This is a genomic window from Bradyrhizobium sp. USDA 3240, assembly GCF_054063295.1.
In genome coordinates this window covers 173444-196264 of record NZ_JBSSGD010000002.1, presented here as the reverse complement: position 1 = coordinate 196264, position 22821 = coordinate 173444, and the positions used below count along the sequence as shown (strand labels likewise).

The following is a 22821-nucleotide window of genomic DNA, read 5'->3' as shown; positions in this document are numbered from 1 at the left end:
AAACGAGGTCGAACGGCGGACGGAGATAATGAATGAGTAAGGTCGGCACGAGCGACGCCAAGAACACGCTATATTGCTCGTTCTGCGGCAAGAGCCAGCATGAAGTTCGCAAGCTGATTGCCGGACCGACTGTCTTCATTTGTGACGAGTGTGTCGAACTCTGCATGGACATCATTCGCGAGGAGAACAAGTCCTCGCTGGTGAAGTCGCGCGACGGCATCCCGACACCGAAGGAAATCTGCAAGGTCCTGGACGACTACGTGATCGGCCAGAGCCATGCCAAGAAGGTGCTGTCGGTCGCCGTCCACAATCACTACAAGCGGCTTAACCATCAGACCAAGCACAACGACGTCGAGCTAGCGAAGTCGAACATCCTGCTGATCGGTCCGACCGGTTCGGGCAAGACGCTGCTCGCGCAGACGCTGGCCCGCATCCTCGACGTGCCCTTCACCATGGCTGACGCCACGACGCTGACCGAGGCCGGCTATGTCGGTGAGGACGTCGAGAACATCATCCTGAAGCTGCTGCAGGCCGCCGACTACAACGTCGAGCGGGCGCAGCGCGGCATCGTCTATATCGACGAAATCGACAAGATCAGCCGCAAGTCCGACAATCCCTCGATCACCCGCGACGTGTCGGGCGAGGGCGTCCAGCAGGCGCTGCTGAAGATCATGGAAGGCACGGTGGCCTCGGTCCCGCCGCAGGGCGGCCGCAAGCATCCGCAGCAGGAGTTCCTGCAGGTGGATACCACCAATATCCTGTTCATCTGCGGCGGTGCCTTCTCGGGCCTCGAGAAGATCATCTCCGCGCGCGGCCGTTCGACCTCGATCGGCTTCGCGGCGCAGGTGCTCGCGCCGGAGGATCGCCGTACCGGCGAGATCTTCCGTCACGTGGAGCCGGAGGATCTGCTGAAGTATGGCCTGATCCCGGAATTCGTCGGCCGTCTGCCCGTCGTCGCGACGCTGGAAGACCTCGACGAGGCCTCATTGAAGAAGATCCTGACCGATCCGAAGAACGCGCTGGTGAAGCAGTACCAGCGGCTGTTCGAGATGGAGAACATCGAGCTCACCTTCGCCGACGAGGCGCTTGGCGCGGTCGCCCGCAAGGCGATCGAGCGCAAGACCGGTGCGCGCGGCCTGCGGTCGATCCTGGAGAGCATCCTGCTCGAGACCATGTTCGACCTTCCGGGCCTCGAAGGTGTCGAGGAAGTTGTGATCTCGCGCGAGGTCGTCGAGGGCACGGCGCGTCCGCTCTACATCTATGCTGATCGTTCCGACCGCGCCGTCGAGAGCAGCGCGAGCGCCTAAGGCGCAACTTTCTGTCGTCGCAATTCATGCGGCTGCCGGGCGATCCGGCGGCCGTTGTGGCGCAGCAGCAGGCCATTTTCGCGTCGCAGTAAATGCCTGTTTAGCCTATATTTCCCGGCACTTCTCAGACTTGACACCCCCCCGCCTGATAGCCACCTAATGCTATCGGTGAGGGATCTCATGTGCTGAGATTCGTCGCTTTACGATGCGGAATATGCGGCTGCTGACGGCAATCTAATTCCGGATCACCAAGGCACCTTGTGGCGGTTGCGCAAGCAGGCGGACTGCGTGCAAGGGGGCAAAACAAAAGGATAAGGCCATGACGACATCAAAACCCCGGCCAACGATCGTCCACGGCGAAAGCCACTCCTATCCGGTGCTGCCGCTCCGCGACATCGTCGTCTTCCCGCACATGATCGTGCCGCTCTTCGTCGGCCGCGAGAAATCGATCCGCGCGCTCGAAGAGGTGATGAAGAACGACGCGCTGATCATGCTCGCGACGCAGAAGAACGCGTCCGATGACGATCCGGCTCCCGATTCAATTTACGAGACCGGTACGCTCGCCAGCGTGCTGCAGCTCCTGAAGCTGCCCGACGGCACCGTGAAGGTGCTGGTCGAGGGCCTCGAGCGCGCGCGTGTCGAGAAGTATTCCGACCGCAGCGAGTATTACGAAGCGACCGCGGTCGCACTCGCCGACGCGGACGCCACCTCGGTCGAGGCCGAGGCCTTGGCGCGTTCAGTCGTGTCCGACTTCGAAAGCTATGTGAAGCTGAACAAGAAGATCTCCGCCGAAGTCGTCGGCGTGGTTCAGGCGATCACCGATTTCGCCAAGCTCGGCGACACCGTTGCCTCGCATCTCGCGGTCAAGATTGCCGATCGGCAAGCGATCCTGGAGACGTTGTCCGTCACCCAGCGCCTGGAGAAGGTGCTCGGCCTGATGGAGAGCGAGATCTCGGTGTTGCAGGTCGAGAAGCGCATCCGCTCGCGCGTCAAGCGCCAGATGGAGAAGACTCAGCGCGAGTATTATCTGAACGAGCAGATGAAGGCGATCCAGAAGGAACTCGGCGACGACGAAGGTCGCGACGAGCTGGCCGATCTGGAGGAGAAGATCTCCAAGACCAAGCTCTCCAAGGAAGCGCGCGAGAAGGCCCAGCACGAGCTGAAGAAGCTGCGTCAGATGTCGCCGATGTCCGCGGAAGCGACCGTCGTGCGCAATTATCTGGATTGGCTGCTGTCGATTCCGTGGGGCAAGAAGTCCAAGGTCAAGAAGGACCTCGAGGCCGCGCAGGCGGTGCTGGACTCCGATCACTACGGGCTGGAGAAGGTCAAGGACCGTATCGTCGAGTATCTCGCGGTGCAGTCGCGCGCCAACAAGCTGACCGGACCGATCCTGTGCCTGGTCGGGCCTCCCGGCGTCGGCAAGACCTCGCTCGGCAAGTCGATCGCGAAGGCGACCGGCCGCGAGTTCGTGCGCGTGTCGCTCGGCGGCGTGCGTGACGAGGCCGAGATCCGCGGTCACCGCCGCACCTATATCGGCTCGATGCCCGGCAAGATCATCCAGTCGATGCGGAAGGCGAAGACCTCGAACCCGCTGTTCCTGCTGGACGAGATCGACAAGATGGGCGCCGATTTCCGCGGCGATCCGTCGTCGGCGCTGCTGGAGGTCCTGGACCCCGAGCAGAACTCGACCTTCAACGACCATTACCTGGAGGTCGACTACGACCTGTCCAACGTGATGTTCATCACGACCGCGAATACGCTGAATATTCCGGGACCGCTGATGGACCGCATGGAGATCATCCGGATCGCCGGCTACACCGAGAACGAGAAGGTCGAGATTGCGCGCAAGCATCTGATCCCGAGCGCGATCTCCAAGCACGGTCTGGACTCCAAGGAATGGTCGATCGACGACGCGGCCTTGCTCTTGATGATCCGCCGCTACACCCGCGAAGCGGGCGTGCGTAACCTTGAGCGTGAGCTCTCCACACTCGCCCGCAAGGCGGTGAAGGAGCTGATGATCTCCAAGAAGAAGTCGGTGAAGGTCACCGAGGCGAACATCGAAGAGTTCCTCGGCGTTCCGAAGTATCGCTTCGGAGAGATCGACGACGAGGATCAGGTCGGTATCGTCACCGGTCTGGCGTGGACCGATGTCGGCGGCGAGCTGCTGACCATTGAAGGCGTCATGATGCCCGGCAAGGGCAAGATGACCGTCACGGGCAATCTGCGCGACGTGATGAAGGAGTCGATCTCGGCGGCGGCGTCCTACGTCCGCTCGCGCGCGATCGTCTACGGCATCGAACCGCCGATGTTCGATCGCCGCGACATCCACGTTCACGTGCCGGAGGGCGCAACGCCGAAGGACGGTCCGTCCGCCGGCGTGGCGATGGCCACCGCGATCATCTCGGTCATGACCGGCATTCCGGTCCGCCACGATGTCGCGATGACCGGCGAGATCACGCTGCGCGGCCGCGTGCTGCCGATCGGCGGTCTGAAGGAGAAGCTCTTGGCTGCCGCGCGCGGTGGCATCAAGACGGTGCTAATCCCCGAGGACAACGCCAAGGATCTCACGGAGATTTCCGATGCGATCAAGGGCGGCATGGAGATCATTCCGGTCTCGCGGCTGGATGAGGTCGTTGCCAAGGCGCTGACCCGCGTGCCCGTGCCGATCGTCTGGGAAGAGGAGACCAGCAAGGTCGACGTCAAGCCCGACGCTTCGGATGAGGCGTCCGGTGGCCTGACGGCGCACTGAGCGAAACTCCAATCGAAATAATGAAACGGCGCCTTCGGGCGCCGTTTTTGTTTTGGCTCTGGTGCGGAAGGGGGGGCCGATCTCGCGCACGAGACCATGCATTGACAATAAATGCCGTCTGGCGGTCAGGGCGTCACATCGCGGACGAAATCGTTTGATGCGGTCTGGCCTTCGACAAGAAGCGTTTCTGAAGCCGATCCCAGATCAGAAGGAAGCGATCAGATGACCACGCAGCCTGGAGCGCCACTGCCTCCTGACGATATCAACCGGAACCTTACGCTGGCGCATTTCGACGATCCGATGCTTCGCCATGTCTCGATCGTCGGCGGTACCTACACCATCCTCGTGTCCGGCGAGCAGACCGGCGGCCGCTACTGTCTGATCGACATGCTGGTGCCGCCCGGCGGCGGCCCGCCGCCGCACCGTCACGAGTTCGAGGAGATGTTCACCATTCTGGACGGCGAGGTTGAGTTGATCTTCCGGGGGCAACCATATCGGGCAGGCGCCGGCTCGACCGTGAACATCCCTGCCAACGCGCCTCACGCGTTCAAGAACAGGTCCGACAAGCCGGTCCGCATGCTCTGCATGTGCACGCCGGCAGGCCAGGAGGAGTTATTCTTGGCAGTGGGCGATCCGGTCGCGAGTCGTACTGCGCCGCCGCCAACCCTCAGTCAGGCCGAGCGAGCTGAACGCATTGAAAGAGCAAAGGCACTGTCCGCGAAATACCGGACCGAACTATTGGCATGAGGCATCTGGTCTCGCCGCGGGCCGCCAGATCAGGCTAGCGGGTTGCCCTGTGCGCCGCGAGGTGCGCAGGGTTGCCAATGCACCACCGTGCGCAACTACTCCTTTTTCTCGACGAGGAAATTGCCGATCGCCCCGAGCGCCATCAGCACGCTGGTGCCGAGGAACACCGCGCGCATGCCGATATGGCCGCCGATGAATCCGCCGGCGAGCGGGCCGATCACTTGGCCGGCATATTGCGCCGAGATCGAGTAGCCCAGCATGCTGCCGGTGACCGTGTCGGGTACGCTGTGCCGGATCACGCTTGCGATGCAGGGCAGCAGGCCCCCGAGCGCGAGCCCCATCAGGAAGCGGAGCAGGATCAGCTGCCAGCCGCTGACTACGAAAGCCTGCGGGATCAGCAGCAGTGCGGATGCGGCTAGGCAGATGGTGATGATCCGCCAATGGCCGACGCGATCGGCGAGCTTGCCGAGATGCGACGACGACAGCAGGCTGCCGAACGCCGCTGCCGACATCACGAGGCCGGCGACGAACGTCACCTGCGGCGTCTCGACCAGCTGCGCGACATAGACCGTGATGATCGGTTCGATCGACATGTTGGCGATCATCAGCAGCAGGCCGGTGCCCCACATCGCGACGACAGGACGCTTGTCCGGAACCAGCGACCAGCTGCCACGCGCCTTGGCGCCTTTCGCTGTCTTCGGACGCGCCTCCTCGCGGATCAGGAAGGTGGTGCCGAGGAAGGTGATGAAGATGACGCCGCCGATCAGGAAGAAGGTCGCGCGGATGCCGATCAGGCCCGGTAGCACGCCGCCGACCAAGGGGCCGACTAGGCTGCCGGCCATGATGCCGGCCGACAGCACGCCGATCGCCCAGCCGGAGCGCGCCTTCGGTGTCTGCGACGCGATCAGCACGGTCGAGCCCGAGGCGTAGCCGCCGAGCAGGCCGGTCAACAGCCGCAAGCCGACCAGCTCATAGACATTGTGCGCCATGCCGATCAGCGACATGGCGACTGCCATGCCGAGGCTGGCGCGGATCAGCATCAGCTTGCGGCCATAGCGGTCCGCAAGCCGTCCCCACAGCGGCGCCGTCAGCGCCGCGCTGAAGAAGGTCGCGCCGTAGGCTACGCCCGACCATTGCACGATGGCGGCATGGTCGGTCACGCCGAGCTGCTCGACATAAAGCGGCAGGAACGGCAACAGCAGCGTCATCCCCACGATGGTCGTGAAGGATCCGATCACGCAGGCGACGAGGTTGCGCCTCCAGGGGCCGGCGTCGAGGGCCGCCTCGCGATCGATCTCCATGTTCATGTCAGCGCAGCCCGATCACGGCGAAGCCACGCGCCCGTAGGCCGCGACGGTCCTCGTTGAGCGAACGCAGCAGGCGATCCCGGGTGTCGGTGATGTGATCGGCGGCCTCGCGCGCAGCGGAATCCGGATCGTTGGCCTTGATGAAGCCGAGAATGCGCCGGTGCTCGCGCCAGGCCTGCTCGCGCGAAGGTTCGGTCCACACCTCGAGCCAGCGCGCCCGCGACAGCCGGGTCATGGCGCCCGCGATCGCCTTGACGATGAAGGGGTTGCCGGAGAGGCGAGCGATCTCGACATGGAAGTCGGTGCCGACCCGGTGCCATTCCTCGCGCGGCGCGCCGGACTGGCAGGCATCCAGCATCTCCTCGACGCCGGCGATGTCGGCCGCGCTCGCCCGCGCACAGGCGAGGCGGACGGCCGTCGTCTCCAGCGGGATCCTGAACTCCGCCAGCGCCTCCAGCTCACCGAGGTCGATCGGTGCGACGATCCAGTTGCGGCCGTCGCGGCGGACCAGCTCTTCACCTTCGAGCCGCACCAGCGCGGCGCGGATCGGCGTGCGCGATCCCTCGAACCGGCTCTCGAGCCAGCGCTCCGTCAGCCGCTCGCCCGGGCCGAGGTCGAGGGAGAGGATCATCTCCCGGAGCTGGTCGTGGATCTGAAGCATCTGCGACAAGGCGGTCTGCCGGTGTGGGAGTATAGTTTTAGAACCCTGTCGACGTATCCCGAATTGGTATCCCAAACAATCCCATTTTGGGATACCAGCATTGTCCCAACGGGCACCACACCGTGTCGCGGATGCCTTGCGGGCCGCATCCTCGGGAACGACCTCTTGGGCGACCGCCTTGTTGCGCGGCGCCGAATTGGGAGAGCGCGGATGCAGATCGACGGGCAATGCCATTGCGGCGCCGTGACCTATCAAGCCGAGATCAATCCCGAACGGGTGTCGATCTGCCATTGCACGGACTGCCAGGCGCTGACCGGCTCGCCCTATCGCGTCACGGTGATCTGCGCCGCCGAGCAGGTCCGGCTGACCGGAGGTGCTCCGAAGATCTATGGCAAGCGGGGCGATAACGGCCGGATCCGCTTCCAGCATTTTTGTGGCGATTGCGGTTCCCCGTTGTTCACCAGCGGCGAGGATGGCGGTCCCGACGATTGGGGCATCCGCTGGGGCAGCATTCGCCAGCGCGGCGAATTGACCCCGCGACGCCAGGTCTGGTGCCGCTCCGCCGCGCCCTGGATCAATGATCTCAAGGGATTGCCGGCGCGGCCCAAGGATTGAAACCCAAGGATTGAAGCCTACGGATTGGGGCCTTGCGGCCCTCGCGACCTTGCGCCCGAGGGGCGGGCGAGGCTAAAGAGGCGCGCAGGTAAGGGCGGCTAGCTCAGCTGGTTAGAGCATCTCGTTTACACCGAGAGGGTCGGGAGTTCGAATCTCTCGCCGCCCACCACTACCTTCCTGATTTGCCTTGATTTTCTTCTCTGGCTTGGCGCCGATGCGAGCGAGCTCGCGCGCATTCAACCGAACTTCAACAGCAAACAGGTCCCGTCGGCAGTGGTTCTGGATCTGCTGCATGATGAAGTCGATGCCGAGAGCGACGTCGGAAAGGAATTCCGGATCGAAGGCCTCATAGTTGTCGGTTGTCCGTGACCCTTCCTTCAGGGAGTGGCCCAGCCAGATCGAGCGCTGTTCGCGAGTGACGCCGCGGCACATCGGTCGGATCTTGCTGGCCATGAAATGGCGGAACGAGCCCGGGCTGAATTTGGTCACGCCAGCGGCCTTCACGGCGCTCTTGAGCGACTTCTTCACTGCCCGCACTCGCTCACCCTGGAAGACCAGCAACGCCTCAGGGGGCGGCGGCTCGCCCGCCAGCACCGCTTCGCGACGCGCCCTTGCGTCGATCGCAGCCCAAAGGTCCAGCCAGCCGCCGAGACACCGCGTCTCGAGGATCGTCGCACGGCGCTTGTTGGTCTGGAAGCGGTCCGGCGGGTTGAGATAGATCAGACCATGCTCTCGCTGCACGCGCGGCGAGAAGTCGAAGATTGCCTCGGGCCGCGCCCAAGTGTTGAGGGCGAGGATCGCGTAACGGAAGAGATGTTCGTGCTCGATCGCGTCGAGGACGCGCGCGATATCTTCGATAGTGCTGGTTGAATGCCGCGGCTTCGACGGCGGGATCTTCAATTCCTTCGCGATCCGGTCGCGCTTGTAAACGAACTTCGGCGCGTGGGTCATCAGCGCGGTTTCGACGTCCTGGTCGAACGGATCTTTGCGCAGCTTAACCTCGGTCATTTCATTGAAGGCGGAGCACAGCACATCAAGCCGCCGCTCGATCGACGCGGGCGTGTGACCGAACTTCGTGTGCAGCCATTTCGCGAAGTCGAGTTGGCGCGCCGGAGTCCAGAACGAAACGGGCGCCATGGGCGCCTTGGCTTGGTCGTTCAAATATTGCTTTGCAAGTTCGCCGGCCCGGATCGCATCTGACTCCGACCTGATGGTCGTGGCGTGTCCCTTGATGTAGCTCGCGAGTGCGGCCGTGGTCATTACCTGATCAGGGCCAGGGATGGTGGCCCCTGCGGTGGCCGGCGCCGAGAGGATGAGCGCGGCGAGTCTGACTTTGGCGACTTCCCAATCTGTTGTTCTAAGAGAGCGGCGGCGGACGACGCCAGTTCCGGCGTCATACCGGCAGGCATAGACGCCGTTACCGCGCTGTGGGTACGGGCGGTCGAGGTACCATCCATCGAGACTGAAGGCCTCTTCGGCGCCGTCGGTGGGCTGGACGTTTCCGGTGCCGGCGCCATGGTGCTGGTTGTCTCGCATTGATCGCCTTTCCGTAGGTAAGTCTTGTCGATGTAGGCCTGCACCTGCTCGGCAGTGTAGCAGGGGCCCGAGCGGAACGCATAGAAGTCGACCGCCTTTGTCCTCCGGGCTTTTCGGAGTTCGCTGGCTTTCAGCATCGGCCATTGCGCGAGAACTTCATCCTCAGTCAGGTAGTTCTCTGGTGTGATTACGCGCGTGGTCATGGCGACACCGTCTCGACGCCGCGCGCGACCGGGTCGATCCCGGGGCGCTTGGTGACGTCGCCGGTTTCGTTGAGGATGGTGAGGGCGCGAGACATGGAGGTGCCTTCAAGACGCAAAGAGCCAGTCCGCGGCGCGGACGTGGTCCTTCTCGGGATAGGTGATGAGATCCTTGGTGCGCAGCGCGCTCCGCGGATTGGCGTAGCTGCTCGAGGTCGCCGAGTATTGCGCGCCTTCCGCGGCCTTCGCGTTCGGGATCGCTTTCGGATGATGCGCGGCGATCGCGCCCAAGATCCTGCTTTCCGGGCCGCCCAGGTTGCCAAGGACAAAATCGAGCAGCGAGCCGGTCAGCTTGATCGGATTGGCCGCGGCGCGACCGGCCGGCGTGATCGTCAGGCAATCGGGGCGCGGATAATCGATTAGGCCTGCAGTCTTCAGCGCGCTTCGCGGGTTCGCATATGATGAAGAAGTCGGGCTGTATCCCGCGAGCCATGCCACCTGCGCGTTGGCCGGCGCGTCGTGGCCCATCTTGGCCCAGGTCGCCAGCGAATTCAGGATGCGCTGCTGGGGGCCCGGAAGGTTGCCGGTTGCGTTGGGGGTCTGCGGCTTCTGCGCGGGCGGTGAAGCGCGCGCGGGCGACACCGGGCTGACGGGCGTATCAGTCTTCTTAGCGAAGGTGTCCACGACTTCGATCCGGATCGTGCTGAGCGAAGTGATGAAGCGGCCCTCGAGCTCGTGCAGCGCGGCTCGAAATTCCATGCCCAGATGGCTGATACGGGCGGCGAGATCTGCGCGCGCCTCTCGACACGCGCGCTCGAAGCCTTCCTGGCGCGCCGCAGCGATCGCCTGCGGCGCAGCCCCAGCGGCCGTGCCGAGTTGGGACTCGAGCCGCGCGATCTCGGCCCGCAGCCGCGGCACATCATTCTCCTCCGCCAGCCTGACAGCGTCTCCGATGATGGCGCGCAGCCGATCGCGATCGACCGCCGCGGTCTTCACCTGCAATTCGGCGTCGCCGTCCGTCGGTGTCGCGGAATTGTCGAAGCTCGAGATCTTCGGAAACTGCACCATGTCGGCGACCTGCGCCTCACCGGAGCAAATCCAGCCGGTGCCCGTCTTCAGCGAGGCGAGGGATGACGAAACCCGCTCAAAGGTCACCTTGTCGACGTTCGCTTTCAGCCACTTCTTGACCGGATCCTGATCGGCCGGCGCCGTTAGGCGGTGCGCGATCATGGTGTCGCAGCTGCCGAGCACGGCGTTGTGCAGCGCCTGGGTGCGCTGGGTCACCACCATCAGGCGGATACCCTTCGACCGGCCCGCGGTCGCCAGCTTCTTGGCGTTGTGGATCGCGAGGTTCTCGGCACCGATGCCGGCGCGCTCCTTCGGTGCGAATTCATGCGCTTCCTCGATCACGAGATAGACGACGCCGCGCATCCGCTTCATCAGGGCAGGGGGGGCGAAGTCATTGAAGAATTTCTGGAGGCCGCCAGCGTTGAAGTCCGCCATGTCGATGATTGACAGCGGAAGATCGCCGGTGGCGACGAGCTCGCCGATCGCCTTGCCGGCAGAGTCATGCAGTGGGACATGACCGCGCGGACCGCCGAGAATGTAGAACGGCAGGCCGGGCCGCTGACCGTCGGCGCTCGATGTCATGCCCCACCAATCCGACTTGATCGGGTCGAGGACGCAGACTCGAGCGGCCGGGTTGGCGGTGAGGATCTGCTCGACCGCGAGCTTCGCCGTGGATGTCTTGCCCGAGCCCGTCTTGCCTAGGAATGCAGTGTGCTGCTCCAAAACGGTGCGCGGGAATACGAAAGTCATAGAGGAACCTCCTTAAAACGAATGAGGGGCGTGTAGCCTCTGACGTAGAGCGGGTGTTTCGGCGTGCCGCCTTTGTTAAGGCCCAGACACCACATTTCGTGTCCGTCACGAAGCAAAGCGTCTTCGGCATCCACCGCGAAATGCACGAGGTTGCGGTGAAGGTTGCCCCAGGCGCAGACGATCCTGGCGGCTTGCTTCGCGGTGTCGCGGATAAGCGGCAGATTGCCCTTGCTCCGCGGTGCTACGCCGGGCTTGAGAAGCGCGGCGGGTTCGGTTGCGCGGTAGTCGCAGACGTTCATCATGGCGAGGCCGTCGAAACCCCACTCCATCGAGAAGTCGATCACCTTGTTCATGGTGGGGTCGTCGACGTTGGCATCGGCGACCGACGGGTTCATGCCAATCCAAAGGACGAAGTTGTTCGGCAGCCTAGTGCCAGCAGTAAACAGGTTCACCCACTTGCGGGTCAGCATCGGCCGATAGCAATCGTTCTCGCCCCAGAACATGGCGTCACCGGCGACGCCATCGGCGAGCCGCAGCTTGACCTTGCCGCCCGGATTGTGGAGCGCCGCGTTCATGACGTCGTCCCGAATTGCGGCTGGCCGCCTTCGATCAGGGCCTTCTTCCGGGCCGCGCAGGCTTGGATCAGCGTGTCGTACTCGGGCGAGCCGATCAGGATGGCATGCTTGGCCAGATAGGGGCCCGACCCGTGGTACCAGTTCTCGAGATCGGCGACGGTGGCGGCGCCGGCGATCGCGGGCAGCAGGAGATCCAGCGCTTGTTTCCGCTTGACGGTACCGCGCCGCTCGATCTCGCGGCGAGCGTTCCAGCGCCAATCCTCTCCCATCTTGTGGTCTTTGTTGGCGAGCCAATCCATGTAGCCGTCATCGGCAGCCGACAGTGGCTTGCCGTCGAACTGCCCGAAGTCGAATTTCGTGAAGACAGCCGGTTCGTTGCTCCACTGCACCAGCGTTTCCACGGTCTGATGTTTCAGGAGTTCGAGCACCAGGAGCCCGCAGACATAGGCGTCCGGCGCGGCACGGTGCGGCGGCATCGCAAGCGTCGGGTCGGCGGGCTCCAGCTTGAGCGCATGGCGCAGCGCTTGGAGAGAGTGGCTGTCGAGATCGGGCCACTGTCGCAAGCTGCACTTCCATGTGCAGATCCAGTGCGCCTTGATGAGCGGGTCGAGGAATTGCCTCTCGTAGGACGCCATATGCGCCGCGAATTGCAGCTCCTCGCCATCATCCTCCATCTCGACGAGGATCCGCCAGGCGGTGTTCCACGCTGGCGCATCCGCGACGTCGGCGTCCATGATGTGGTGAATGCCAGACGAGCTCGGCGGAATGGGCGCCGCCGGCTTCACGAAGGTACGTCGCGGCAGCGAATAGAGCTTGCCGTCGCGGATGTCGTGCGCGCCGATCTCGATCACTTCGGCTCGTTCGTCCAATCCGGTCGTTTCCAGATCCGTCGAGCGAATAATCATTGAAGGCTTCTCCAGTGCTGACGGTTGATGATTTTCCGGATGCAGGACTCGCCTGCGCCGTAACTTGCCGCCACGGATGCGATGGAAGGTTTCCCCTTCGCCCCCTTGGGTCGGATGCCGATCGTCAGCCGGATTTCCGAAACCTGTTCTGGGAGCAGTTTCGCCTTGTACCTACCGCCTGATTGGCGCTTCCCGTTCCGAACAGCGTCCTTCACGTTTTGCGAGCGCGTTCCCCAGGTCAGGTTGCTGAGACGATTGTCGTCGGGAAGGTCGTTGCGGTGGCACCCTTCATGTCCGGCCGGGCGCGGCCCGACGAAAGCCTCAAGCACGAGGTGGTGGACGAGCCGAGAGCCTTCCTCTCGCCCGAGCACAACGGTGAGATGGCCGCTCACTTGCGGGCCAGGCTGAAGTATCCGGCCACGATGCTTTCGCCGGATTGTTAGATCGCGGCCGCTGTATTGGTCGCGCCGGACATAGGTCTCGATGCGGTCGAGGCTTCGGACACGGCCGAGCTCAGAGACCTCATACTTCCCTTCGAAGCCGACAACTGGAAGCCAGCGTTCGGTCAAGCTGCGCTCCATTGTCCACGGCCGACCCGCACGCCGGCGCCCAGCTGGAGCACCTGCCGGATCTTGGCTTGGTAATTCGGGTTGGCCGCCGCCTTTGGATGGGACGCGAAGGCGCGGTAAATGTCGGAGAGGGCGACGGGACCGCGCTGCGCGCGCAGCCAATCCGTGATCGCGTCGCGCCAGGTTTTGGCCAGCGCGAGGACAACGACGCTCCGAGGCAGGCGCAGCGGCACGAACTGGCCGAAGTTGCGATCGACGGAAGCCAGCACCTCGGCATGTCGATCGCCATAGGCGCACAGAACCGACGGCGCGCCGGAGTCGCCGGCGGCGCCGCCGTCTGGCGTGCAGAAGTCGATCCGGCCGCGGGGGAACAGGACCGCGGTGGCGCGATCCCAGACGTAACGAAAGAATGTCGATGTCTCCGTCCTGGCGAAGATCAACGCGACGCCGCGGCCGTGCGCCGCCATTCGCGCCATGAAGCGGCCGAGCAGCCCGCGCAGATAGGGCGGGTTGAGCCAGACGTCGCCTTCCCAAGGCAGGAGCAGCCCGTTGTCGGCAATCGTGTAGTGGCGGCGGGCAGTCGGCCACGGCTGGTCGACCATCGCACTCGGATCCAAGTCGAAGGATTCCCAGCCGCCGAACATGCGCAGCAGCCAAGGCGGAGTCAGCCAGTTGTCCGTGCGGCCGCGCCGCGGAGTTTGGTGGCCGCCGATGCCGGCAAAGAGAGGGGCGCTATGCATCCGCCGCCTCCTTCACTGCTCGCCGCTCGCGTCGATCAGTCCGCCGGCCGATCCTGAGAAAGCCGAACGGGAGATGGATCTCGATGTTCGGCGCTCCGAAACAGATGGGGAGCCCGAAAGAGAAATGGTCCCAACCGGTGCGCCAGAAGTAGCAGACCCAGCTTTCGCCATCCCAACCGAACAGTCGGGAGCGAAGCATTTCCTCCCACCGAGCCCAGTTCTCCTTTGCTCTCCGCGCTCTTTCTCTTTCCTCCGATGCGGCCATGAAAATGACGCCGTCGCTCACGCCGTCGCGATACGATGGGTCGCTAACGAACCGGTCGCGGTCGTAATCAGGCTCCTGCGAGCGAGACCTGCTCATGGCGACGCTCCAGACCGCTCCACCGACCAGCAGCGGCGCTCAGCCCATTTCAAGACGGCCGGCGTGAGCGCTGTAGACGGGACGGCGCAATCCCATGTCGCAACGTCCATCTTCTGATGGACCTCGCAGCACCGGACCGTCCATTGGAACGGCTTCTTGTAGTGACCCTGGCCAGATCGAGATTGATCGTCGCAATAGTGGCAGCGATCGCCGAGCGAGCCGAGGGCGAGGCTGTATTCAACCGCGGCGCGTTGGGCCTGCTCGAGCCGCCAGCGAAGAGCCGGCTCGACCCGTAGTTCGTCCAAAAACAGCCAGTCCTCGACTAAGTTGAGCAGTTCGGCGGCGCGCTCGCCGACAAGCTTCTCGCCAGGGATGTTCGGTTTCCAATCGCCGACGGAGCCAAAGGCGATGTTCTCGGGCTGTTGGTCCGGCTTCGTCACCCACAACGATCGGGGCGCGGCATCGTATTGCGTGGCCGTCGCCGCGCTGGACTTGCGATAGATCTCTTCGCCTACCGTGATCCACGGATGGTGCCAGCCGTGGCCTTGGATCGTCGTCTCCGTGAATCGCAGGAATACGTATCCGGTGCGCGCGCAGGTCCGGCACCACTCCTCGGTCTGGCCGTTGTACTGGCAATAGAATTTTCTGGTTCCGAAGCAATTGTGGCACTTCGCCATCACGCCGACCGGCCGCGCATTAGCTTGGCCCACCGCAGCGTAGATCATCGCCACGAGGCCCTTGTAATGGTAGATCGCGTCGCGCCCGCAGCCGTGGTCGCGGGCGTGGCAGTTGAGCAGGCTCAGGGCCGTGACGACCTCGCTCGGCACCAATGTCGATCTGCTTTCAGTCGTATTCATCGTAGTCGCCGTCGTCCCAAGGGAAGTCGTGTTCGTGCTGGCGCAATTCTTCCTGGATTGCCTCGTGCTGCTTCTGGTGGCAGGCGCCGCAGATGCGATAGACCGGTCCTGCGGAGCCCTCGTCGATGTCGCGGGCGTTGCGCAGGTCCGTTGCGCTCTGCTTGCACCAGTCACACCGGCCGGACCGCGCCTCCGGCGATCGTGCATAAGAGCGGTGCGCCTCAAGGCATTCTTGGCAGAGATCATTCATCTCCGAGCCGAAGGAGTCGGTCTCGCCTTGAATGCGAGCGACAGCCGGCCGGTCTGAGTGCCGGTCGCACATAGTGCCGTCCGGCAGACGGTGCCCGGAGCCGGGAAGGGTGGAGATAGGCCCTGTGACGTCAGCCATGGGCGGTCTCCGCCTTGCTGTTCTGCTTGACCTGTGCGTAATGCCAATCCCGGACCGCTCGATAGGTCAGCCCGGTCAAGATCTCGGTCGCGCGCTGGCACTGTTCCAGCGTGAACATGCCGAAATGGCAGTCATCGCGATCGATCCCGAGGTGGTGCGCCAGGTAGCGGTAAAGCCGCGATCGTGCGGCCTTCTTGATCCGGTTCTCGGCCCGGTGGTCCTCCGGTGAGTAATGGCCGGTTTCAAGCGCGCTCTTCCAGATCGGATCGAAGACGTTGTCGTGCAAGTTCGATCGCGCAGCGCGTGTGGTAGCGTTCGCCGGCGTGCCGAGGCTTTTCGTGGTGCCGGGGTGGCAGCCGCAGTAGGCGCCGCAGCGATCGCACTTATAGAAGTGCTTCCAGTGAAGGTCGCGGCGGCGGTGCGGATAGATCTCGGTGCCGGTCGTCAGACGAGTGGCGACTCCGCAACAGATTGGAGCGGTCTCGGTCATGCTGCGCGTGCCTCCGGCTCATCGATGTTCGCCATGATGACTTGGAAGGTGAGGGCGACGACCTCGGGGTTTTCGTCCCAAGAGCCTTTGCGGTGGAGGTGTGTTTCGGCATGGAATAAGGACCCCGTTTCGGGGTGATCGGCATCCAATCGGGACCCCGGGATAAGGGTCCACAGTGGCTTCCATCGAGTCATGGAAGCCGAGGTTGGGATGCTGGTGGTGGAGACGATTGGTAAGATCCGTCGCGCCTACTTTGTTGATGGTCGTCCGATCAAGGCGATCTGCCGAGAACTTGGCGTATCGCGGAAGGTGGTTCGCAAGGTCATTCGTTCTCAAGCGACGGAGTTCCGGTACGAGCGCGAGACGCAGCCGCTCCCGAAGATGGGTGCCTGGAGTGCCGAGCTTGATCGGTTGCTGGCAGGGAATGAGAGCAAGGCGGCGCGGGAACGGCTGACGCTGATCCGGCTATTCGAGGAACTCCGCGGCCTGGGTTATGCCGGCGGCTATGATGCGGTTCGTCGATACGCCCGACGGTGGACCAAGGAACGCGGCACCTCGACAGCGTCGGCTTATGTGCCGCTGAGCTTTGCACCAGGCGAAGCCTACCAGTTCGACTGGAGCCACGAGGTGGTCCTGCTGAGCGGCACCACGGTGATGGTGAAGGCTGCTCATGTTCGGCTCTGTCACAGTCGCATGCTGTTCGTGCGGGCCTATCCGCGGGAGACGCAGGAGATGGTGTTCGACGCCCACGACCGGGCATTCGCCCTGTTCAAAGGCACCTGCACCCGCGGCATCTACGACAACATGAAGACCGCGGTGGAGACGATCTTTGTCGGTAAAGGCCGTCTCTACAATCGCCGCTTCCTGCAGATGTGCAGCCACTATCTGGTCGATCCGGTCGCCTGTACGCCAGCGTCGGGCTGGGAGAAGGGGCAGGTCGAGAACCAGGTCGGGCTGGTCCGGGAGCGCTTCTTCACGCCGCGGCTGCGGTTCAAAAACCTCGACGAGTTAAACGCCTGGCTGCTCGACAAGTGCATCGCCTACGCCAAGGCTCATCGCCATCCGGAGCTGGTCGATCAGACGATCTGGGACGTGTTCGAAGCCGAACGCCCCAAACTCGTTCCCTATGCCGGCCGCTTCGACGGCTTCCATGCGGTGACAGCATCGGTCTCGAAGACCTGCCTGGTGCGCTTCGACAACAACAAGTACTCGGTCGCAGCCAGTGCAGTCGGACGACCGGTCGAGGTTCAAGCCTATGCCGATCGCATCGTGATCCGTCAGGATGGACGTATCGTTGCCGAGCACCCGCGATCCTTTGGCCGCGGCGATACCGTCTACGACCCCTGGCATTATGTGCCGGTGCTCGCCCGCAAACCCGGCGCCTTGCGCAACGGTGCTCCCTTCAAAGACTGGGTGCTGCCGGCCGCGATCGAGCGGATCCGGCGCAAGCTGGCCAGCACCGACGATGGCAATCGGCAGATGGTCGACATCCTCACCGCGGTGCTGACTGACGGTCTGTCCGCGGTGGAAGCGGCTTGTGCCGAAGCGCTCAGTCACAGCGTCCATTCCGCCGATGTCGTTCTCAATATCCTGGCCCGTCAACGTGAACCCGCCCCACCGGCCAACATCATGACGCCGGCCGCACTGACGCTCCGTCATGCACCGATCGCCGATTGTGCCCGCTACGACAACCTCCGGAGGACCATCTGATGGAACGAACCCAAATCTTCGACCTCATGGGCGAACTTAAGCTCTACGGCATGAAGGCTGCCTTCGACGAGATCATGGCAACTGCCGTCAAGCGCCAGCACGAGCCTCAACGCATTGTCGGCGACCTGCTCAACGCCGAGATCAACGAGAAGCAAGCCAGGTCGATCAAATACCAGCTCACCATTGCAAAGCTGCCGCTCGCCAAGGACATCGCCGACTTCCAGTTCGACGGCACGCCGATCAATCAGACTCTCGTCAATGATCTCGCTGGCGGCGGCTTCATCGCCCAACAACGCAACGTCGTGCTGGTTGGCGGCACCGGTACAGGCAAAACCCACCTGGCGATTGCCATCGCCAGAAGTTGCATCCGCGATGGCGCCAGAGGACGCTTCTACAACGTCGTCGACCTCGTCAACCGGCTCGAGACCGAGACCCGCAACGGTCGGCAGGGACGGCTCGCCGAGCATCTGACCCGCATGGACTTCATCGTTCTCGACGAGCTGGGCTATCTGCCGTTCGCGCAATCCGGCGGTCAGCTCCTGTTCCATCTCATCAGCCGGCTCTACGAGCGCACCTCCATCATTGTCACCACCAATCTTGCGTTCGGCGAATGGCCCAGTGTGTTCGGTGATGCCAAAATGACCACCGCGCTACTCGACCGATTGACCCATCACTGCGACATCGTCGAGACCGGCAACGACAGCTGGCGATTCAAAAGCCGCGACGATGTTCAAACAACCCGCGCTCGCGCCGTCTCCGCAACCCCGACCAGCTCCGACGACCCGAGCGCTACCAGCAGAGCACGCCGATCAAAGGGGTCCCTTTTGGATGCCGATAGGGGGTCCCAGTCGAACGCCGATTGACAATCTCGCCGATCCGTTTGAGGTCGCATAGCCCGCCGCGCGACGGACCTCGCGCATTTCCACATCCAAAAAGGTGAAATATGAACCGCATCTACAGCGCGGCTTTTGCCGCGCCGCTTTTGCTTGCGCCGAGCTTGGCGCTGGCAGGCTCCAAGTCGCCCTTCGCTGCCGTGGGGCAAGCCTTCTATCCGACCGGCACCCTGATCGTCGTGCTGCTCGGCCTGGTGCTGGCCGCCGTCGTCCTGCCGCGGAGTGTGCGGCCGTTCGCGCTCGTGTTTGCCGTGCTTGTCGGCGCATCCCTTGCGATCGACGTCGCCTTCGCGGCCGATGCCGCGGCTCCCGAGACCGTCGCTCAGGCAACCAGCGACACCACCAAGGTGACGTGGGCATATGGAGCCGCGATCTCGCAGTGGGCCAGCGCCATCGGGACGCTGATCCTCGCCTTCGTGACCTGGCTGCTCCGGAAGCTCCCGGCGCAGATCTACGCCGTCATCGTCTCCATGCGCGCCGATCAGCTCATCTCGAAGGGGATCGACTACGCCATCAACATGGTGAAGGACGCCACGAAGGATAAGGCACTGACCGTCGACGTGCACAACCAGGTGCTGGCACAGGCTCTGCAGTACGTCCTTGACCACTCGCCGGACCGGCTGACCTCCTGGATGGGTGGTCCGGATGCCATCGCCCAGAAGATCATCGCCCGCCTGAACCTGGCGCCGGATGCCGTCCCGGACGTCACCGCCGCGGTCTCGAGCGTCTCCAAAACGTAAGGGCGCGTCATGTTCAGCGGGGCAACGTTAGCCGCCGTCCTGACCGCCCTGCAGCCGCTCCTGGAGGCGTTCTTCAACGCCTTCGGGAGCTCGCTCAACGATTACTTGGCGCGGCAGCGTGCCGACCAGAACGCCAAGGATCTCGGCGCGGCTCAGGCCACGGTCCAGCAGCAGAACGCCACCATTGATGCGCAACAAGCCGAGCTCGAGGCGCAAGCCAACGCCCCGAAATCGGTCGACGACGCCATCAAGCGGCTCGAGGAGGGCTCAGCGTGACATTCACCTGTACGGGCTGGGCCTTCATCGCTGTCCAGCTTACCTGCACGATGCCAGACACGGCGCCGGCGGTCGTTTGTCCGCCGGTCCGCGCTTGGTCCCAGGACTTCCAGAAACTGGTTGCCACCGAGCTCCGGGCGGCGCCGAACAGCGCGCTCGCCGCGGTCGCGGTGCAGGCGATCGGTGACCGCGATATCGCCCGGGCCTGCGCTGGGCGCAAGAAGGCGGGGAAGTGATGATGGGCGCCGCCGGCACGCCGGAGATTGTGACCCAGACGCTTGCCGGCATGGGCTTCGCTGGTGCCGTCATTACCGTGCTTCTGAGCACGATCGCAGCGCTTGTCACAGGCCTTGTCGTCCTTTTCCGGATCAACAACAGGCTGCACGCCGAGCGGAAGACGGAGCTCGCCACATTCAGCAAGCTGGTCGAGGCCAACAACGCGGCACTGACCAAGGTCGCAGAGTCGACCGAAGAGCGAAACAAGGTCACCGAAGCGCTCGCCGAAGCAATCAGAGTGCAGGCCACGGCTTTCGAGATGGTCAACCAGCGGATCGAATTCTACCACAACGGCAACATCGAAAAGCTGAAGGACGTTGCGCTAGCGATTGGGGCGCAGGCCGAGGCGGTGAGGGTGAACACCGGCATGGTCACCGACGCCAGGAATGGGGTGCAGTCCTCCTTCAATACTGTAGTCGAAATGAAGGCGATGCTGGCGCAGCTCGCTGTGAAACTGGATGGAATGGTATCGCGGAGGGGGCGATGAACCTTCTGCAGACCATTTTACGTCAATTGTATCTAATCGATCCGTTTGATCATGACGAGATTGAGAAAGCGTCCGCGGAGAATGCGCTCCACGATCATAACGTCACGATGCGTCGGCTCGATGCCGCAGATCGGAACATCGGTGAAGCGCAAGGCAAGTTGCGTGATTCCATCGAGTTTTCCCGAACCTCGAGCGTGAGGCAGTCGGACCCAATCGCCCAACTCGTCCACGACATGAGGTCGTCGGGCCAACCTCACAGGAATTGAAATGACGTCCAGGTTGATCGAGGGATTGAGCGGAACGCTCTTCTTCCTGTTGGTGTTCGCTTGCACGATGTTCGTGGCTTACATGACGCGTGAGATCCTGCAAAGCGGGTTTCACCGGACCAGGCTCCAAGCCGCGATCTCGATCTTTGTGCTGCTCTTCTTTCAAGCGCTGATCTTCGGTCCGGTCTGGTGGATGTGCCACATCGAGAGCGCTGGCGTTGCGGTGAACTGGGACGAACTCCGGTCGATCCTCATCGTGAGCGCGGCCGGCGAGATCCTCGGCATAGTCTGCGTCATCAGAGTGTTCGCTCCGGACAGTTGGGGGCGGAACGTCTGGTTGATCTCGTCTCTGATCGCGGCGGGTCTTGCCGCGGCATTCTTCTACATCTGATGGATTTGCCGCGATGGACCTCGTTCTGTGGGGACTCGTCTTGCTTGGATCCGCGGCGATCGCAGTCGGCTTCGTGGTCGTGAACGTTTCGACGTCGGCCGATGACGTCAATCTCGGCTTTGGCTCAGCGTTGCTTGGCGTGCTCATCCTCGCGCTGTGTCTTGTGCTCGCCAGCGTGACAAAGGCATCGGCCTGTGACGGCGCCTGCGACTCCGGTGCACCCTCGACGCATAGGGAGAACTGATCCGGTTCATGCCCGCGCCGCGATGAATCCGTCGTTGCCCTCCAAGTTGTGACGGAAACCAAGGGGCGTCGCGTAGCGATACGCTTCCCGAACCTGCGACCCAAACTGCAACCTTGCCCGGCTGTCCCGAGAGGGATGACCGGGCTTTTTGCGTTTCTGGACGCTCTCCGTATCAGTCCGGATATGATCGGCGACCGGCCGAGACTATGTCTGGTTGCATGAGCGATGTCGTGATTTCCAAGTCCACATCACTGTTTCCGGCCGCAATGATTTTGCTGGTTGGCATCAGCCTGCTCGCGCTCGCCTACGAGGTCGGCGCTCTCATCGCGCAATAGCGAGCGGCCCGCGCTGACTACGCCGACGCGAGAGCTCGGCCGCTGGGGGCCATGGGTTGAGGTCTCGCCGTCTTGCGGTAGCTGGGTTCTCAGCCTTCGAGGGGCTGAGGTCTATCGAACTACCGGTGAGCTATGCGGGAAAGTGGGTGATGACGGAATGAGATAGGCGGCGTATCGAGGCGGGTGTCGAGCCTGCCAGAACCTCTCAAGGAGAGCGATACGCCATGAACGAGACTAGCAATATTGTTGCCCTTCGTCAGCCCGACGATAGCGACGATCCACTGACCAATATTCTGCGAGCTGGTGCTCGGGAGCTTCTGGCGCAGGCCGTGGAGATCGAAGTCGAGACGTTTCTTGCCACGGTGAAGGATTTGAAGCTGGCCGACGGGCGCGCCCGTGTCGTGCGACATGGTTACGGCCCGGCGCGAACGATTGCGACCGGCATCGGACCGGTCGAGGTCGCGCGGGCAAAGATTCGGGACCGCGGGGCGGCCGGCGATAGCGAGCGGATCCGGTTCAGCTCGGCGATCCTGCCGCTGTGGGCGCGGCGCACCCGGAGCCTGGATGCGCTGTTGCCGGTGCTGTATCTGCGCGGCATCTCGACCGGCGATTTCCAGGAGGCGTTGACGGCCCTGCTGGGCAAGGACGCGCCGAACTTGTCGCCGGCGGTCATCTCCCGGCTGACGGCCGAGTGGCAGGGCGAGTACGAGCGTTGGCAGAAGCGCGATCTGTCGGCGCGACGCTACGTGTATGTGTGGGCCGATGGCGTCTTCCTGCAGGCGCGCATGGAAGACCACGGCGAATGCATGCTGGTGCTGATCGGCGCGACGCCGGAAGGGAAGAAGGAACTGATTGGCTTTCAGGTCGGCGTCCGGGAGAGCGCGCAGAGCTGGCGTGAGCTCCTGATCGACGTGAAGCAGCGCGGGTTGCAAATCGCCCCGGAAATTGCCGTTCGTGACGGCGCGCTCGGCTTCTGGAAGGCTCTTGACGAGGTCTTTCCCGGCACGCGGCACCAGCGCTGCTGGTGGCACAAGACCGTCAACGTCTGGACAAGGTCCCGCTCTCGGTCCAGGCCACCATGAAGAAGGACCTGCGCGAGGTCTATTGGGCGCCGAACCGGGCGGCCGCCGAAGCGGCGATCGACGTCTTCGCCGAGAAATACCGCGCCAAGTACGGCCGGGCGGTCGAATGCCTCGCCAAGGACCGCGACGCGCTGCTGGCCTTCTACGACTTCCCTGCCGAGCATTGGGATCACTTGCGCACGACGGATGAGATGGACAAGCGATTTTTTAATGACCGAGATGACGATTGCAGAAATCGCGTACGTCCATTCTTTTGCTCGGCTGCGCCGCGGGCCATTCTTCCGTCCCGGCCACCG

General features: G+C 63.3%; 26 protein-coding genes, 1 tRNA gene and 1 pseudogene. 16 read left to right on the top strand and 12 right to left on the bottom strand.

Translation table 11 applies throughout. From position 1 onward, the window contains the following. Positions 1 to 32: 32 nt before the first annotated feature. The 3 genes from clpX (at position 33) to ACVIGA_RS01370 (ending at position 4803) form a co-directional block, all read left to right on the top strand. Positions 33 to 1307, top strand: coding sequence for an ATP-dependent Clp protease ATP-binding subunit ClpX (gene clpX / locus ACVIGA_RS01380; RefSeq protein ID WP_024583449.1), 1275 nt, complete (start codon positions 33 to 35; stop codon positions 1305 to 1307). A gap of 319 nt (positions 1308 to 1626) precedes the next feature. Next, positions 1627 to 4056 carry an endopeptidase La gene (gene lon, locus ACVIGA_RS01375; RefSeq protein WP_375774986.1) on the top strand — a complete coding sequence of 810 codons (2430 nt, stop codon included), beginning with the start codon at positions 1627 to 1629 and terminating at the stop codon, positions 4054 to 4056. A gap of 222 nt (positions 4057 to 4278) precedes the next feature. Further along, positions 4279 to 4803, top strand: a complete 525-nt coding sequence (locus ACVIGA_RS01370; protein WP_456665022.1) for a cupin domain-containing protein — start codon at positions 4279 to 4281, stop codon at positions 4801 to 4803. Positions 4804 to 4898: 95 nt separating this feature from the next. On the opposite strand, the gene ACVIGA_RS01365 is transcribed toward ACVIGA_RS01370, so the two are convergent. Together ACVIGA_RS01365 and ACVIGA_RS01360 are read right to left on the bottom strand one after the other, a co-directional pair. Beyond that, a complete protein-coding gene (locus ACVIGA_RS01365; protein WP_456665021.1) occupies positions 4899 to 6110 on the bottom strand; it encodes an MFS transporter in 1212 nt (403 codons plus the stop codon). A 1-nt stretch (position 6111) separates the two neighbouring features. Continuing rightward, positions 6112 to 6780: a GntR family transcriptional regulator gene (locus ACVIGA_RS01360; protein ID WP_097673524.1), complete on the bottom strand. Its 669-nt coding sequence runs from the start codon at positions 6778 to 6780 to the stop codon at positions 6112 to 6114. A 201-nt stretch (positions 6781 to 6981) separates the two neighbouring features. On the opposite strand from ACVIGA_RS01360, the gene ACVIGA_RS01355 reads away from it, so the two are divergent. The 4 genes from ACVIGA_RS01355 to ACVIGA_RS01340 all read left to right on the top strand — a co-directional run bounded on the left by ACVIGA_RS01355 (position 6982) and on the right by ACVIGA_RS01340 (position 8586). Further along, positions 6982 to 7386 carry a GFA family protein gene (locus ACVIGA_RS01355; protein WP_456665020.1) on the top strand — a complete coding sequence of 135 codons (405 nt, stop codon included), beginning with the start codon at positions 6982 to 6984 and terminating at the stop codon, positions 7384 to 7386. Positions 7387 to 7478: 92 nt separating this feature from the next. Beyond that, positions 7479 to 7555: transfer RNA gene (locus tag ACVIGA_RS01350), tRNA-Val, on the top strand. 287 nt (positions 7556 to 7842) lie between these two features. Continuing rightward, positions 7843 to 8256: a hypothetical protein gene (locus tag ACVIGA_RS01345; RefSeq protein ID WP_176396289.1), complete on the top strand. Its 414-nt coding sequence runs from the start codon at positions 7843 to 7845 to the stop codon at positions 8254 to 8256. Continuing rightward, a complete protein-coding gene (locus ACVIGA_RS01340; protein WP_456665019.1) occupies positions 8257 to 8586 on the top strand; it encodes a hypothetical protein in 330 nt (109 codons plus the stop codon). 644 nt (positions 8587 to 9230) lie between these two features. Here the strand turns inward: ACVIGA_RS01340 and ACVIGA_RS01335 are convergent. The 9 genes from ACVIGA_RS01335 to ACVIGA_RS01295 are packed head-to-tail and all read right to left on the bottom strand — an operon-like array spanning position 9231 to position 15825. Further along, entirely contained in the window at positions 9231 to 10940 is a 1710-nt protein-coding gene (locus ACVIGA_RS01335; RefSeq protein WP_456665018.1) for an ATP-binding protein, read from the bottom strand. Further along, the gene (locus ACVIGA_RS01330) at positions 10937 to 11515 is read right to left on the bottom strand and encodes a DUF1643 domain-containing protein (RefSeq protein ID WP_456665017.1); all 579 of its coding nucleotides are present in this window, start codon (positions 11513 to 11515) and stop codon (positions 10937 to 10939) included. The genes ACVIGA_RS01335 and ACVIGA_RS01330 overlap by 4 nt, the downstream gene beginning before the upstream one ends. Beyond that, entirely contained in the window at positions 11512 to 12420 is a 909-nt protein-coding gene (locus tag ACVIGA_RS01325) for an exonuclease domain-containing protein (RefSeq protein WP_456665016.1), read from the bottom strand. The genes ACVIGA_RS01330 and ACVIGA_RS01325 overlap by 4 nt, the downstream gene beginning before the upstream one ends. Next, positions 12417 to 12989 (bottom strand): NUMOD4 motif-containing HNH endonuclease, encoded by a 573-nt coding sequence (locus ACVIGA_RS01320; RefSeq protein ID WP_456665015.1) that lies wholly within the window; start codon positions 12987 to 12989, stop codon positions 12417 to 12419. The genes ACVIGA_RS01325 and ACVIGA_RS01320 overlap by 4 nt, the downstream gene beginning before the upstream one ends. Further along, positions 12986 to 13729, bottom strand: a complete 744-nt coding sequence (locus ACVIGA_RS01315; RefSeq protein ID WP_456665014.1) for a DNA N-6-adenine-methyltransferase — start codon at positions 13727 to 13729, stop codon at positions 12986 to 12988. The genes ACVIGA_RS01320 and ACVIGA_RS01315 overlap by 4 nt, the downstream gene beginning before the upstream one ends. After that, positions 13722 to 14090, bottom strand: coding sequence for a hypothetical protein (locus tag ACVIGA_RS01310; protein WP_456665013.1), 369 nt, complete (start codon positions 14088 to 14090; stop codon positions 13722 to 13724). The genes ACVIGA_RS01315 and ACVIGA_RS01310 overlap by 8 nt, the downstream gene beginning before the upstream one ends. Next, complete coding sequence (locus tag ACVIGA_RS01305; protein WP_456665012.1) at positions 14087 to 14917, bottom strand: hypothetical protein; 831 nt, start codon at positions 14915 to 14917, stop codon at positions 14087 to 14089. Before ACVIGA_RS01305 ends, ACVIGA_RS01310 begins: the two co-directional genes overlap by 4 nt. A gap of 16 nt (positions 14918 to 14933) precedes the next feature. Continuing rightward, complete coding sequence (locus tag ACVIGA_RS01300) at positions 14934 to 15335, bottom strand: hypothetical protein (RefSeq protein WP_456665011.1); 402 nt, start codon at positions 15333 to 15335, stop codon at positions 14934 to 14936. Then, complete coding sequence (locus ACVIGA_RS01295; RefSeq protein WP_456665010.1) at positions 15328 to 15825, bottom strand: zinc-finger-containing protein; 498 nt, start codon at positions 15823 to 15825, stop codon at positions 15328 to 15330. The genes ACVIGA_RS01300 and ACVIGA_RS01295 overlap by 8 nt, the downstream gene beginning before the upstream one ends. Positions 15826 to 16035: 210 nt before the next feature. On the opposite strand from ACVIGA_RS01295, the gene istA reads away from it, so the two are divergent. The 6 genes from istA (at position 16036) to ACVIGA_RS01265 (ending at position 20207) form a co-directional block, all read left to right on the top strand. Then, on the top strand, positions 16036 to 17535 hold the full coding sequence (gene istA, locus ACVIGA_RS01290) for an IS21 family transposase (protein ID WP_166309211.1): 1500 nt from the start codon (positions 16036 to 16038) through the stop codon (positions 17533 to 17535). After that, on the top strand, positions 17535 to 18398 hold the full coding sequence (gene istB / locus ACVIGA_RS01285) for an IS21-like element helper ATPase IstB (protein ID WP_166107168.1): 864 nt from the start codon (positions 17535 to 17537) through the stop codon (positions 18396 to 18398). The genes istA and istB overlap by 1 nt, the downstream gene beginning before the upstream one ends. A gap of 80 nt (positions 18399 to 18478) precedes the next feature. Beyond that, positions 18479 to 19168, top strand: a complete 690-nt coding sequence (locus ACVIGA_RS01280) for a hypothetical protein (RefSeq protein ID WP_456665009.1) — start codon at positions 18479 to 18481, stop codon at positions 19166 to 19168. 9 nt (positions 19169 to 19177) lie between these two features. Further along, complete coding sequence (locus ACVIGA_RS01275; protein WP_092114372.1) at positions 19178 to 19444, top strand: hypothetical protein; 267 nt, start codon at positions 19178 to 19180, stop codon at positions 19442 to 19444. Next, complete coding sequence (locus tag ACVIGA_RS01270; protein WP_456665008.1) at positions 19441 to 19680, top strand: hypothetical protein; 240 nt, start codon at positions 19441 to 19443, stop codon at positions 19678 to 19680. Before ACVIGA_RS01275 ends, ACVIGA_RS01270 begins: the two co-directional genes overlap by 4 nt. A 2-nt stretch (positions 19681 to 19682) precedes the next feature. Then, positions 19683 to 20207 carry a hypothetical protein gene (locus tag ACVIGA_RS01265; protein WP_456665007.1) on the top strand — a complete coding sequence of 175 codons (525 nt, stop codon included), beginning with the start codon at positions 19683 to 19685 and terminating at the stop codon, positions 20205 to 20207. 32 nt (positions 20208 to 20239) lie between these two features. Here the strand turns inward: ACVIGA_RS01265 and ACVIGA_RS01260 are convergent, their stop codons facing one another. Continuing rightward, on the bottom strand, positions 20240 to 20437 hold the full coding sequence (locus ACVIGA_RS01260; RefSeq protein WP_456665006.1) for a hypothetical protein: 198 nt from the start codon (positions 20435 to 20437) through the stop codon (positions 20240 to 20242). Between the two features lie 37 nt (positions 20438 to 20474). Here ACVIGA_RS01260 and ACVIGA_RS01255 point away from each other — a divergent pair, with 37 nt between their 5' ends. The 3 genes and pseudogenes from ACVIGA_RS01255 to ACVIGA_RS01245 all read left to right on the top strand — a co-directional run. Further along, positions 20475 to 20864, top strand: a complete 390-nt coding sequence (locus ACVIGA_RS01255; RefSeq protein WP_456665005.1) for a hypothetical protein — start codon at positions 20475 to 20477, stop codon at positions 20862 to 20864. A 13-nt stretch (positions 20865 to 20877) separates the two neighbouring features. After that, complete coding sequence (locus tag ACVIGA_RS01250) at positions 20878 to 21108, top strand: hypothetical protein (RefSeq protein WP_456665004.1); 231 nt, start codon at positions 20878 to 20880, stop codon at positions 21106 to 21108. A 559-nt stretch (positions 21109 to 21667) separates the two neighbouring features. Further along, positions 21668 to 22764, top strand: a pseudogene (locus tag ACVIGA_RS01245) (IS256 family transposase); the annotation flags it as partial. Positions 22765 to 22821 lie beyond the last annotated feature (57 nt).